Source organism: Mycoplasma cottewii (assembly GCF_024918975.1).
In the GTDB taxonomy this organism is placed as follows: Bacteria; Bacillota_I; Bacilli_A; order Mycoplasmatales; family Mycoplasmataceae; genus Mycoplasma; species Mycoplasma cottewii.
Window position 1 is genome coordinate 162,024 of the sequence record NZ_CP103424.1, and the last position, 14,675, is coordinate 176,698.

At 25.0% G+C, this 14,675-nt stretch carries 10 protein-coding genes; 9 read left to right on the forward strand and 1 reads right to left on the reverse strand.

The features are described 5' to 3' along the window. The first annotated feature begins 103 nt into the window (after positions 1–103). Entirely contained in the window at positions 104–1,405 is a 1,302-nt protein-coding gene (locus NX779_RS00680; protein WP_259430314.1) for an ATP-binding protein, read from the forward strand. Between the two features lie 85 nt (positions 1,406–1,490). Here the strand turns inward: NX779_RS00680 and NX779_RS00685 are convergent, their stop codons facing one another. Beyond that, on the reverse strand, positions 1,491–2,066 hold the full coding sequence (locus NX779_RS00685) for an IMPACT family protein (protein WP_259430315.1): 576 nt from the start codon (positions 2,064–2,066) through the stop codon (positions 1,491–1,493). A gap of 78 nt (positions 2,067–2,144) precedes the next feature. Between NX779_RS00685 and secA the strand changes: the two genes are divergently transcribed. The 8 genes from secA (at position 2,145) to trmB (ending at position 14,662) form a co-directional block, all read left to right on the forward strand. Continuing rightward, on the forward strand, positions 2,145–4,979 hold the full coding sequence (secA, locus tag NX779_RS00690; RefSeq protein WP_259430316.1) for a preprotein translocase subunit SecA: 2,835 nt from the start codon (positions 2,145–2,147) through the stop codon (positions 4,977–4,979). A 74-nt stretch (positions 4,980–5,053) separates the two neighbouring features. Further along, positions 5,054–5,761 (forward strand): hypothetical protein, encoded by a 708-nt coding sequence (locus NX779_RS00695; protein ID WP_259430317.1) that lies wholly within the window; start codon positions 5,054–5,056, stop codon positions 5,759–5,761. After that, positions 5,745–6,530, forward strand: coding sequence for a lipoprotein (locus tag NX779_RS00700; protein WP_259430318.1), 786 nt, complete (start codon positions 5,745–5,747; stop codon positions 6,528–6,530). The genes NX779_RS00695 and NX779_RS00700 overlap by 17 nt, the downstream gene beginning before the upstream one ends. A gap of 8 nt (positions 6,531–6,538) precedes the next feature. Further along, entirely contained in the window at positions 6,539–8,539 is a 2,001-nt protein-coding gene (gene uvrB / locus NX779_RS00705) for an excinuclease ABC subunit UvrB (RefSeq protein ID WP_259430319.1), read from the forward strand. Positions 8,540–8,546: 7 nt separating this feature from the next. Continuing rightward, on the forward strand, positions 8,547–11,381 hold the full coding sequence (gene uvrA / locus NX779_RS00710; protein ID WP_310795081.1) for an excinuclease ABC subunit UvrA: 2,835 nt from the start codon (positions 8,547–8,549) through the stop codon (positions 11,379–11,381). Further along, positions 11,381–12,493 (forward strand): bifunctional folylpolyglutamate synthase/dihydrofolate synthase, encoded by a 1,113-nt coding sequence (locus NX779_RS00715; RefSeq protein ID WP_259430321.1) that lies wholly within the window; start codon positions 11,381–11,383, stop codon positions 12,491–12,493. The genes uvrA and NX779_RS00715 overlap by 1 nt, the downstream gene beginning before the upstream one ends. 109 nt (positions 12,494–12,602) lie before the next feature. Next, complete coding sequence (gene mgtE, locus NX779_RS00720; RefSeq protein ID WP_259430322.1) at positions 12,603–13,997, forward strand: magnesium transporter; 1,395 nt, start codon at positions 12,603–12,605, stop codon at positions 13,995–13,997. A 17-nt stretch (positions 13,998–14,014) separates the two neighbouring features. After that, positions 14,015–14,662, forward strand: coding sequence for a tRNA (guanosine(46)-N7)-methyltransferase TrmB (gene trmB, locus NX779_RS00725; RefSeq protein ID WP_259430323.1), 648 nt, complete (start codon positions 14,015–14,017; stop codon positions 14,660–14,662). The last annotated feature ends 13 nt before the right edge of the window (positions 14,663–14,675 follow it).

The window sequence follows — 14,675 nt, forward strand, 5'->3', positions numbered from 1 at the left end:
CATAATTTTTAAGTGTTCGGTAAAAAAATATTAAAAAATTTATATATTTAGCCCAATTTCACTTAAAAAAGTGTGAAACCTACATAAATCTAAAGAGGTATCTATGTCAATAAGAAGAGACTTTTATTTAAATAAACTAATAAATAAAATGAACAACGGTAAGGTTAAAGTTATAACAGGAATAAGAAGATGTGGTAAATCGTTTTTACTTTTTAACATTTTTAATGATTATTTAATTTCTAAAGGTGTAAAAGAAGAACAAATTATAAAACTCTCACTAGATAGTGTTAAAAATATTTCTTTAAGAGATCCTTTAAAACTTATAGAACATATAGAACAATTTATTGTTTCTAATGAAGAGAAATATTATGTTTTTATAGATGAAATTCAATATTGTGAAATAATAGATAATCCTTACGTTAAAAATAGTAGACACAAAATCACTTTTGTAGATGTTTTAATTGAACTTATGAAAAGAGATAATGTTGATGTTTATGTAACTGGAAGTAATTCAGTAATGCTATCTAGTGAAATACTTACTCAATTTAGAGATAGATCTAATAGAATACATGTGTTGCCACTATCTTTTAGTGAAATATTACCTTTATTTGCTGATCAAAAAAAAGCTTTGGAACATTATTTTTATTATGGGGGACTACCAGGTGTTTATATTTTAGATACAGAAGATGAAAAAGTTGAGTACTTAGTTAATCTGTTTAATGAACTTTATATAAAAGATATACTTGAAAGAAAATCAATTCACAAAGATAAATATGTTCTAGAAATATTATTAAATTTCATATCATCAAGTATTGGATCTCTAACAAATCCTAGTAAATTATCAAAAAGATTTGATTCAGAAACAAAAATACAAATATCACCAACTACTGTAAGTAATTATTTAGATTATTTCGAACAATCATTTTTAATTTCTAGTTGTTATAAATTTAATGTTAAAGGAGGTAAGGTTTTTAAAACTCCTTTAAAATATTATTTTGAAGATCTTGGTTTAAGAAACGCACGTTTAGATTTTAATCAATATGAAGAAAATCATATTATGGAAAATATAATATATAACGAATTAAAAAGAAGAGGTTTTATTATAAATACAGGTGTTGTTGAAACATTTTCAACAGTTGATAATAAAACAAACAGAAAAACTTTAGAAGTTGATTTTGTAGCTAAAAAAGCAAATAAAAAATACTACATTCAATCAGCATACCAAATGCCAACACAAGAAAAAAAAGAACAAGAAGCTCGTTCTTTATATAATATAGATGACTCATTTAAAAAGATAATTATAACTTTTGATAATTCAATACCTAAATATGATCAAAAAGGTGTATTGTACATAGGCTTAATAGACTTTTTATTAGATGGATCATTTATTGATTCTGAAGTTTAATGTATAAACAAAAAATAGCATTTGAAACTACAGCAATTAGATACACTTAAAAAAAGTGTGGAATCCCACACAAATTTTAAGTTTATTACTTATTAACAATACTTATATCTAATATTTGAAATAAATTACTATTATCAATTTCATCTTCTGATTGAATTAAATAAACTACTTTTTCATTAAATTCTTTATTAATTATTTCAATTTTATTTTTATTCATTCAATTATTAACTTGTTTTATTTCTGTTATATTAAATTGGATTTTATATACATAATATTTTTTAGTTTCAATGATATTTGCTAATTTAACTACTTCACTAGCACAATTAGAATAAGCTCTTGTTAAAGGTCCTGCACCTAATTTAATACCACCATAATAACGAATAACTAAAATAACTACATTAAATAAATTATTTTTTTCTAATACATTAAAGATGGGTTTTCCTGCAGTTGAACTAGGTTCTCCATCATCATTATAACCACCAATTACTTTATTATCATAAATTCTATAAGCATAACAATTATGTGTAGCATCAAGTTGAGAATAAGTATTTAAAAAACTTTCTAATTCTTGTTTAGAACTAACTTTTTTCATAATTGTTATGAATTTTGAATTCTTAATTATTATTTGATTTGTATAAACTTTACTATCTATTGTTTTCATATCTATTTTCTAAATTATTTTTATTATTATATGTTATATAATAATTATATTGTAATGCCAAAAATGTGGGAGGATAAAATGATTTCTGATAAACGATTAATTAAAAGATATGGTCAAATTGCAGATAAAATTATCGAATTAGAACCAGAAATGAGAAAACTAAAAGATGAAGATTTCAAAGTTAAAACACAAGAATTTAAAGATTTAATAGCAAACGGGACCGAACCTGATTCATTATTAATTGAAGCTTATGCACTAGCAAGAGAAGCAGCTAGAAGAGTGTTGGGATTAAATGCTTATAGAGTTCAGTTAATTGGAGGAATTATTTTAAATTCTGGAGATATTGCTGAGATGAGAACTGGTGAAGGTAAAACTTTAACTGGTATTTTTCCTGCATATTTAAATGCTTTAACTGGTAAAGGAGTTCATGTTGTTACTGTTAACGAATATCTTTCAAAACGTGATAGCGAAATAAATGGACAAGTTTATGATTTTTTAGGTATTACTGTTGGTCTTAATGGAAGTAGATTGTCTAAATGAGAAAAAAAAGAAGCTTATGAAAAAGACATTACTTATACAACTAACTCAGAGTTAGGTTTTGATTATTTAAGAGATAATATGGTAAGTGATCCAAGTCAAAGAGTTCAAAGAAAATTAAACTATTGTATTATCGATGAAGCTGATTCAGTTTTAATTGACGAAGCAAGAACACCTTTAATTATTTCAGGTGGATCATCATCTAGAAAAAACATGTATAAAACAGCTAATGATTTTGCTTTAACTTTAAAAGAACATGATGATGTTGATATTGATCTAGAATCAAAACAAGTTTATTTAAATGAACAAGGTATGAAAAAAGCAAATGAATTCTTTTCATTAAAAAACTTATTTGCTTTAGAAAATACTGAAATTTTCCACTTAATCATGAACGCTTTAAAAGCTCAATTTGTTTTTAAAGAAGGAATTGAATATACAGTTAGAGATGGAGAAATTTTATTAATCGATCAATTTACTGGTCGTATTATGGAAGGAAGAAGTTATTCAGATGGACTTCAACAAGCCTTACAAGCTAAAGAAAATGTTGAAATCGAAGAAGAAACTGTAACACTAGCAACAATTACTTATCAAAACTTCTATCGTTTATATTCAAAAATTGCAGGAATGACTGGTACTGCTAAAACTGAAGAAGAAGAATTTATTAAAATTTATAACACAAGAGTTGTTGTTACTCCAACAAATAAACCTGTTATTCGTAAAGATGAACCAGATCTAACATTCGGATCAAAAAATGCAGCGTTAAAAAAACTTGTAAAAGATGTAAAAGAAACTCACGCACTTGGTGCTCCTATTCTAATTGGAACTACTAGTGTTGAATCAAGTGAACAAATATCAAGATATCTAACAAAAGCTGGATTAAAATTTGAAACAATCAACGCTAAAAATCACGACAGAGAAGCTGAAATTGTTGCAAAAGCTGGACAATTAGGAGCTATTACTTTAGCAACTAACATGGCTGGTCGTGGAACTGATATTAAGTTAAGTGATGAAGTTAAAAAACTTGGTGGTTTACGTGTGTTTGGTGTTGAACGTAACGAAGCAAGACGTATTGATAACCAATTACGTGGTAGATCAGGTCGTCAAGGTGATCCAGGTCTTTCAAGATTTTATATTTCAATGGATGATGATTTAATGATTCGTTTTACTGTTCCAAAACAAAGACAACGTTTTAAATCTTTAGGTGATGATTATATTAAATCTAGATTGTTTACAAGAGCAATTACTAACAACCAGAAAAAACTTGAAGGAATGAACTTTGATCAACGTAAAAACGTTTTAGATTATGACAACATTCTAGCTCAACAACGTGAAATTATTTATGCTCAACGTGAAGATATTTTAGAAGCAACTGATCTAACTGTAGCAATTAAAAAATTCCAAATTACAACAGCTTATGAATTAATTGAAAAACACTCAACTGAAGTTCACGGTGAAAAAACATTAAACTCAGAAAGTTTATTAAAAGTAATTGATGGTAATTTAGTTCCTAAAAATAAATTTACTGTTCAAGATTTCTATAACAAAGAAAAAATGGATCTAGCAATTGAAATAGCTGAAGCAATGATGAAATTATATAAAGCAAGAATTTCAGATATTCCTGAAGATGTAGCTTTAAATATGGAAAGAAGAGTCATTTTAGATTCATTTGATAAATATTGAACTAAACACTTAGATTTAGCTAATAAACTAAAAAGTGGAATCTATCTACAACAATATGCTCAAAATAACCCATTAGCAATTTATGTTGAACAAGCAACTAGTTTATTTAACAAAATGAAAGTAAATATCGCTGATGAAATTGTAAACAACTTATCTAATGTAATTCTAAAATTAGTTGAAGAAGAACCAAGAGAAGAAAGAATTGAAATCACAGATAAAGATATTGAAGACATCTTAAATGAAACTGGTCTATCAAAAGATGATATTAACAATTCTGCAATTAATAAACGTTTTGATGAATTAGAAAAAGAATTCAAAGAAGATAAAACAAAATTAAGAAGATTAAGAATTCAACGTGACATTATGTTAGGTCTAGTAATGGAATTAGAAAGAAGAGAACAAATGATCTCTGAATCTTCAGCTGAAAATCAAGAAATCACAAGATTGATTAAAAAAATTCAAAAAGAAAGAGACATCACAACAATTACAATAGAAGAAGTTCAAGCTGATTTTGAAAAAATAGCTAAAAAATGTAAAGATGCAGACGAATTGCATAAACTATCAATTGCAAGAGATATTTTATTAGAACTTGTTCAAAGAATGGATGACTTCAAAAAACAAGCAAGATTTGAATCTAAGAAAAAAGCAGAAGACGCAACCGAAGAAGATCAAAAAGTAAAAGTACGTATCGGGTAATTTAAAAGTTACTAACGTACTTTTTATTATTTTTCATATATTTTATATAATAAAACTATGTAAGGAGAAGAAACATGAAAAAACTATCACTAACAAGGACTTTAAAAACTGATCTTATATTCTACAGTTTTATTATTTTTATTAGCTTTTTTATAAATATTTCATTTGCAATAACTAATATTAGTGAAAAACTTGCTAATATAGATAGTTTAATTTTTTTAGATTCAATTTCAATTTCTATGTGATCAATGTGAATTTCAACTTCTTATTCAGTTTACGCTTTATATAAAAATATAAAAATAAAACAAGTTTATTCTAATAAATGAGTAGAATTTTTAACTGTAAGTATGCTTTTAGCATCTATGATTTTATTTATATTTTATTTAAGCGTAGGTTTTGTTAACGCAATTATTAACTGAACTTATTGATTAAAAATAATTAACTCACACTTTTTATTGCCAATTGCATTTTTAAGTTATTTATTATTGTTTAAAAATAAAACATTAGTAGATAATAAAGTAATGTTTAGATCAACATGAAGATTAGCATTAATTAGTTTTGTTTATATTGTTTATGTACTTGTTAAAACATTTGCAAGATTACAATTAGTTAAAAACAATCAATTTAGTTTTGTTGATATTGATATAGAAAAACTAGGAGTAACTAATTTTATTTTCTTAGGTATTTTTATATTTGCTGTGCATTTTTCAAGTTATTTTGCAGTAATAAAAATTAATAATTTAGTAAATAAAAATGGAGGTATTTATGAAAAAAGTTGATAATAAAAATTGATTAAAAACTTTTAAAAGAACATTTAAATCTGAGATGATCGTTTCAGTTATTATGTTATTTTTAATAGCTTCATGTTTATTTATGTTTTTTGTATTTAAATCATTTGGCATAACTACAAATAAACCTGAAGGTGCTGATTTTATATTTGCAAGAGATACAACTTATTTAAGTGAATGATACGCTACTTTTGTAATGGTATTTTCTGCTATGAAAATTACAAAAATGTTACAAACTAAAAAATTACTTATTTTTAAATATACTGAATATACATTTACTGCTTGAACGATTTTTATTTTCTTATTTTATGTTGTTGGAATATTTATAGGTCAAACTCAAATAGATGACACAAGTTTTGATACTTATTATCGTGCTAGTGCAATTCATGTTATTGTTCCTTTAATTTGATTGGTTTACTTTTTTGTTTTTCCTATTTCTGATCAAAAAACTAAAAGACAAGTTTGATTAGGAAGTTTACAAAATGTTGTTATACTTTCAGCATATTTAATTTGAATTGGAATTAGATTAATACCAAATGTAGGTGATCAATCTGTTGTTTATCCATACTCATTTTTATCAGCTCATAAAATAGGTGTTGCTCTTTATATTTTAGGAAATATTGCATTTATTGCTTTAATTAGTTTTTTATATGTTGGTGTTTATTATTTAAATATTTTAATTTATAACAAGTCAAATAAATTGACAAACAAAAATAACATTAAAAATGAGAGTATAATAAAAATTAATAAAGAAAGTAATTAATTTTAAATATGAATTATATAAATAACAATAAGTTTAAATTAGTAAGTAGATTCTCACCTTCTGGAGATCAAAGTCAAGCTATTGAACAATTAAATCAAGGATTAAAAGATAATAAAAAATATCAAGTTTTACTAGGTGCTACTGGAACTGGTAAAACTTTTACTATTGCAAATGTTATTGCAAAACACAACAAGCAAACTTTGGTTTTAGCTCATAATAAAACTTTAGCTATGCAATTGTATTACGAGTTAAAAGAATTATTTCCTGAAAATAGAGTTGAATATTTTGTTTCAAATTTCGATTTTTTCCAACCTGAAGCTTATGTTCCATCTAAAGATTTATATATTGATAAAGATGCTCGTCAGAATATGGAATTAGATATGATGAGACTTAGTGCTTGTAATGCGCTTTTAACAAGAAATGACACAATAGTTGTAGCTAGTGTTGCTGCTATTTTTGCTTTACAAAATCCAGATGAATACTCATCAGCATTTTTCGAATTGAAATTAGGACAAAAAATTGCAAGAAATGAATTATTAAATTGATTAGTTAAAACAGGTTATACAAGAAATGATATTGAAAATGAATTAGGTAGTTTTTCAGCTAAAGGTGATGTCATTAAAATAGTTCCTGGTTGAGCAAATAATATTATGTTTAGAATTTCATTATTTAATGATGAGATTGAAATGATTGATGTTTTAAATTCAATTACTGGAGCAGTTATAGATAGAACTAGTACTGTTTCAATTTTTCCTGCTCAAGCTTATGTCACACCACAAGATAAATTGAAAATAATTTGTAACAACATTAGAAATGAATTAACTGACAGATTAGCTGTTTTAACTAGTGAAAACAAATTATTAGAATCTCAAAGATTAGAACAAAGAACTAAATATGATCTTGAATCTTTAGAAGAATTTGGATATTGTAGTGGTATTGAAAATTATTCTTCTCATTTAGATCTGCGTCAACCAGGTCAACGCCCTTATATTTTATTAGATTATTTTCAAGATGATTTTTTAACTATTATTGATGAATCTCATATCTCGCTTCCTCAAATTAGAGGAATGTATAACACTGATAGATCTAGAAAAACAACGCTAGTTGAATACGGATTTAGACTACCTAGTGCATTAGATAATCGCCCTTTGAATTTTGATGAATTTAATAGTTTATTACATCAAGTAATTTATACTTCAGCAACTCCAGGAGATTATGAATTAGATCAAGTTAATAATCATGTAGTTCAACAAATTATTAGGCCAACAGGATTGTTAGATCCAATTGTTGAAATAAGACCTACAACAAATCAAATTGATGATATTATCAATGAAATACATAACAGAAAAAAAGTGAATGAAAGAGTATTTATAACAACTCTAACAATTAGAATGAGTGAAGATTTAACTAACTATTTACAACAAAGAGATATTAAAGTAGCTTATTTACACTCTGAATTAAAAACACTAGAACGAAGTGAAATATTAAATGATCTAAGAAAAGGAGTTTATGATGTTGTAGTCGGAGTTAACTTGTTAAGAGAAGGATTGGATCTTCCTGAAGTTAGTTTAATTTGTATATTAGATGCTGATAAACAAGGATTTTTAAGAAACTATCGATCATTAATTCAAACAATAGGACGAGTTGCTAGAAATGAACACGGTAAAGCTATAATGTATGCTGATAGTACTAGTCAAGCTATGCAACAAGCAATTGATGAAACTAATCGTAGGCGTGAGATTCAACAACAATACAATAAAGAACACAATATTACTCCTAAAACAGTTTCAAAACAAATCACTGAATCAGTATTAAGCAAAAAATCTAAACAAGCAATTGAAAAAGCTAAAAAAATCCGAAATTCAAAACAAAAAGTTGAAACACTTCAAAAAGCTATTGATGATTTACGTCAAGAAATGTTACAAGCTGCAAAAGAATTAGATTTTGAAAGAGCTGCAGTTTTAAGAGATACAATTATTGAATTAGAAAATCAAAAAAGTTCTAATTAGGAGGTTTATTATGAACAACAAAATCATAATTAAAGGTGCAAGAGAACATAATTTAAAAAATGTTGATCTTGAAATACCTAAAAATAAATTAGTTGTTTTTACAGGATTAAGTGGATCTGGTAAATCTTCATTAGCGTTTTCAACAATTTATGCTGAAGGACGTAGACGTTATATTGAATCTCTTTCAGCTTATGCTAGACAATTTTTAGGTGGAAATGAAAAACCTGATGTTGATTCAATTGAAGGATTATCTCCTTCTATTTCAATCGATCAAAAAACAACAAGTCATAACCCAAGATCAACAGTTGGAACGGTTACTGAAATTTATGATTATCTACGTTTATTATATGCAAGAATTGGAACACCTTATTGTATAAATGGTCATGGTCAAATTCAAGCTATGAGCATTAGTGAAATAGTAAATAATATTAAACAAACAACAACAGAGAATCAACAAATTCATATACTTTCACCATTAGTTAGAGATAAAAAAGGTACATTTAAAGATGTTTTAGAGAAATTAAGCTCTGATGGATTTATTCGTGTAATTGTTGATGGTGAATTAAAAATGTTAGATGATGAAATTCAGTTAGATAAAAATCAAAGACATAATATTGATATTGTTGTTGATAGAGTTATTTATCAAAATGCTGATGAGATCAATTCAAGAGTTTTTGCAGCTGTTGAAACGGGATTAAACTATTCTAATAATTTAATTAAAATCGCTTATATTAATGATGATCAAAAAGTTGAGAAATTATTTTCAACTTCTTTTGCATGTAAAGAATGTGATTTTGTTGTTCCTGAATTAGAACCTAGATTATTTTCATTTAATGCTCCATTAGGTGCTTGTAGTGAGTGTAATGGATTAGGTGTAAATTTAGAACCTGATGTTAATTTAATTATGCCTAATATGAATCTTTCAATTAATGAAGGTGGAGTTAGTTATTATAGAAACTTTTTACATACTGATAATTTAGAATGACAAAAATTTAGAACATTGTGTGATTATTATTATATTGATCTAAGCTTGCCTTTAAACCAATTAACTAAAAAACAAATTGATGTTATTTTATGAGGAAGTGACAGAGAAATTGATATCAGACTTGTAAGTAGTAATGGTAAAAAATATGAAAGTTTTGATTATATCGAAGGAACAGCTCAATTAATTAAAAGAAGATATTTTGAAACTAAATCTGAAGAAATTAGAAATTGATATTCTAAATTTATGTCATCAACAACTTGTACTTTATGTCAAGGATCAAGATTAAATGAAATAGCATTATCAGTAAAAATTAATGATAAATCAATTTTTGATTATACAAAAATAAGCATTAGTGAAGAGTTAGATTTTTTATTAAATATTGAATTAACTGAAACTCAAAAAACAATTGCTAAATTAGTATTAGATGAAATTATTTCAAGAACTAGTTTTTTAAATGAAGTGGGATTAGGATATTTAGATCTAGCAAGAACAGCTACAACACTTTCTGGTGGTGAATCTCAAAGAATTAGATTAGCAAAACAAATCGGAAGTCAATTAACTGGTATTTTATATGTTTTAGATGAGCCTTCAATTGGATTACATCAAAAAGATAATGATAGATTAATTGCTACATTAAAACATTTAAGAGATTTAGGAAATACTTTAATTGTCGTTGAACATGACGAAGATACAATGAAAGCAAGCGATTGAATTGTTGATATTGGTCCAGGAGCCGGTGAGAACGGTGGAGAAATTACTTTTTCAGGAACATATAATGAAATTTTAAAAACTGATACTATTACAGGAAAATATTTATCAAAACGTATGACTATACCAGTTCCAACAAAAAGAAGAAGTGGAAATAAAAAAGTTATTCAAATAATTAAAGCTAGTGAAAATAATTTAAAAAATATTGATGTAACTATTCCATTAAATAAATTTGTAACAATTACAGGAGTTAGTGGAAGTGGTAAATCTACATTATTAGAAGATATTGTTTATAAAGGTTTACAAAATAATTTATCTAAAGAATACATTCCAACGGGTAAAGTAAAAGAAATTAGAGGAGTAGAAAATATTAATAAAGTAATTTATATTTCTCAAGAACCAATTGGAAAAACACCAAGAAGTAATCCTGCAACTTATACTTCAGTTTTTAATGATATAAGAGATCTATTTACAAATTTACCTGAAGCAAAAATAAGAGGATATAAAAAAGGAAGATTCTCATTTAATGTTGCAGGTGGAAGATGTGAACATTGTCAAGGTGATGGAGTTATTACTATTTCAATGCAATTTATGCCAAGTGTTGAAGTTGTTTGTGAAGTGTGTGAAGGAAAACGTTATAATAGTGAAACTTTAATGGTGAAATATAAAGACAAATCAATTTCTGATGTTTTAAATATGACAGTTAGTCAAGCTTATGAATTTTTTGAAAATATACCTCAAATTAAAGCTAAACTTCAAACAATTTTAGATGTTGGATTAGGTTATATTAAGCTAGGTCAAAACGCAACAACACTTTCAGGTGGAGAATCTCAAAGAATTAAACTATCAACGCATTTATTAAAAAAACAAACAGGAAATACTATGTTTTTATTAGATGAACCGACTACAGGTTTACATATTGATGATGTAAAAAGATTAATTGAAGTTTTAAATAAATTAGTTGATTTAGGTAATACTGTTTTATGTATTGAACATAATTTAGATTTTATTAAAGTTTCAGATCATATTATCGATCTAGGTCCTGATGGTGGACAATATGGTGGACAAGTTGTTGCTTTCGGTACTCCTGAACAAGTAGTTCAATCAGAAAAGTCATATACAGCTAAATACTTGAAAGGATATTTATAATGATTTCAGTTGATGAATTTTTATTTGAATGATTAACTAGAGATAAAAAAATAAGTGTTTTTAAAGAAGTTTTAAGAGAATTAAATAATATCGAATCAAAACTACCAACTATTAATGTTGTTGGAACTAACGGTAAAGGATCAACCTCATTTTATATATCACAAGGTCTAAAACAAAAATATAAAAAAGTAGGCTTATTTATTTCTCCTGCTTTTATGTTTCATAATGAAAGAATTCAAATTAATAACACTCCAATTAGTGATGATGATTTAAAAAAATATATTAAAAAAGCCGAAGTTTATATGTATAAATATCAGTTAAACTTTTTTGAAATGTGAACACTAATTATGATTTTATATTTTGTTGATAATCAGGTTGATATTGTAGTTTGTGAAGCTGGTATTGGTGGGTATTATGATACAACTAATTACATGTCTAATCAAATACTTACAGCTTTTAGTTCTGTTTCAATTGATCACACTGATTATTTAGGTAATAGTATTGATGATATTATTTTTCAAAAAATAAACATAGCAAAACCTAACACTAAACTAATTGTTAGTGATGATAATTTAAAATATAAATATATTATTTTAGATAAATTAATTAATAAAAATGTAGAAGTTATTTTTGCTGATAAAATTGATGATCAAATAGATTATCAAAAAGCAAATAAAGGTTTAGCTAAAAAAGTTTTAGAACAATTTGAAATTTATGATGATAGTATCTTTAAATTAGATAAACCTTTAGGAAGATTTAGTATTTTACAAACTGATCCTTATTTTATAATTGATGGTGCTCATAATGTTGATGCAATAAATAGGTTAATAACAGCAACAAAACAACTTAATAAAGATTTTATAGTTTTATATGCAACAAGTTTTTTAAAAGATCATAAAACTTCATTAGAGTTATTAGAAAGCAATTTTGATGAAGTTTATATAGCTAGTTTTGATCATATTAAAGCTTGAGATATAAATAATCTTAATCACAAAAATAAAATTTATGATTGAGTGACATTTTTAAAAAATAATAATAAGAATATTTTAATTTGTGGAAGTTTATATTTTATTCCTCAAGTTTATAAATGATTTATGGAAAATAAAAAATAAAACAAGACCATTGAATTTACTTAAACAATGTAAATTGAGCAAATTTGATAAAATAATTCTAATAACTTAATAGAGTAAAAATATTTTAAACAAATCATAGGAGTTAAAAATGATAGATCACACGTATTTAGAACAACAAATAATTAATCTTTACAATAATAAAAAAACTCAAGATATTATTAATCTTGCTGAAGAGACACAACCTGCAGATTTTGCAGAAGTTTTAAATCATATTCAAGAAAAAATAGCATTTGAAATTTTTAAAAAAATTAAAGTATCACAATCAAGTGAAATATTTAATTATTTATCTTATGACTTAAGAGAATATATATTAAAAAATTTAAATATAACTAAGTTAAAAAAACTAGTTAATGAACTTTATTCAGATGATATTATTGATGCTATTGAAGATATGGAAACTGAAATTGTTAGAAAAGTATTTGATGCTGCTTCAATTGAACAAAGAAAAGAATTATTAAATATTTTAAAATATGATGACTATACTGCTGGAAGTATTATGAGTGTTGATTTTCTATCAGTTAGAGAAACTAAAACTGTATCTAAAACAATAAATGAAATTAAAAAAAATCACGAAGAATATGATGAAATTGATGATGTATTTGTTGTTAATAAAATCGGTCAATTGATCGGAAGTATTGAAGTTAAAGATCTAATTTTAAATGATAATAATACTAAAATTGGTGAATTTATGAATAGAAAAATAATTTCAATTAATTCTAATCAATCTCAAGAAGAAGCTGCTATTATGTTTAAAAAATATGATATTAATACTTTACCAGTAGTTGATGATAACAATATTTTAGTAGGTATTATTACAGTTGATGATGTGATTGATGTCTTGATTGAAGAAACTAATGAAGACATTCATAAATATAGCGGTATTAAAACAACAGAAACAAATTATTTTGAAACTTCAATTTGACAAATGTTTAGATCAAGAAGTTTATCTTTACTAATAATGCTAGTACTAGGCTTTATTACAAATATTTTAATGATTGTCGTATTTAATAAATATAATCCTACAGCTAACAGTCAATTACTATTAATGTTAGTTCCTTTAACATTAATAATTTCAGGAGTAGTTGCTTGTTCAGCTAATCAAACTTTATTAATAACAGGACGAGCTATTAGTTTACAACAATTACATAAAAAAGAAATTAAAACAATCTTTTTTAAAGAAATACTTGTTTCAATAATGCTCGCAATAATTCTTGTTATCATTAACTTTTTAAGAATGATATGTATTTATTTAATTGAATATAAAGCTGATTTTAGTAATATTTATATTTGAAAAAGTATCATAATAGCTAGTGTTGGAATTTTTATTACTATTTTAATTTCAAATATTTTAGCTTTAATATTACCTTTAATCATAAATAAATTAGGTAAAGATTCTTCATCAGTTTCACTTCCATTATTAACTATAGTTGTTGATATTATTACTGTTGTTATATTTTTAGGTGTTGGTATATTATTTATATAAACTAGTAAGGAGAAAATATGCGTTTAAGAAATAAACCGTGAACAAAAGATTTTTTAGAAATTCACAAAAATAATCTAATACATTTTAATAAACCAAATCGTTTAGATTTAAATAAAGAATTTAATAACAATAATGATGTTCATCTTGAAATAGGATGTGGTAAAGGTCAATTTATAACTACTTTAGCTTTAAAAAATAGTGATATTAATTTTATTGGTATGGAAAAAGAAACAACAGTTGTTGGAGTAGCTTTAAAAAAGAGTTTAAAAGTTTTTGAACAAAATAATCAACAAATGAATAATTTAAAATATTTTAATGATTTTGCTGAAGATTTAACTGAAATGTTTGATGAAAATTCTATTTCAAAAATTTATTTAAACTTTTCAGATCCATGACCTAAAAAAAGACACGCTAAAAAGCGTTTAACATTTATTACATTTTTAGATCGATATTCTAAAATACTTAAAAAAGATGGGATTTTAGAATTTAAAAGTGATAATGATTTATTATATGAATTTAGTTTAGAACAATTAAGTCAAACTAATAAGTGAGAAATTATTTATAAAACTAATGATTTATATAAAGATCAAGAAATGATAAAAGATAATATTGCAACTGAATATGAAACAAAATTTCATAGTTTAGGAAAAATATTAACAAAATAGTTATTAAAAATTT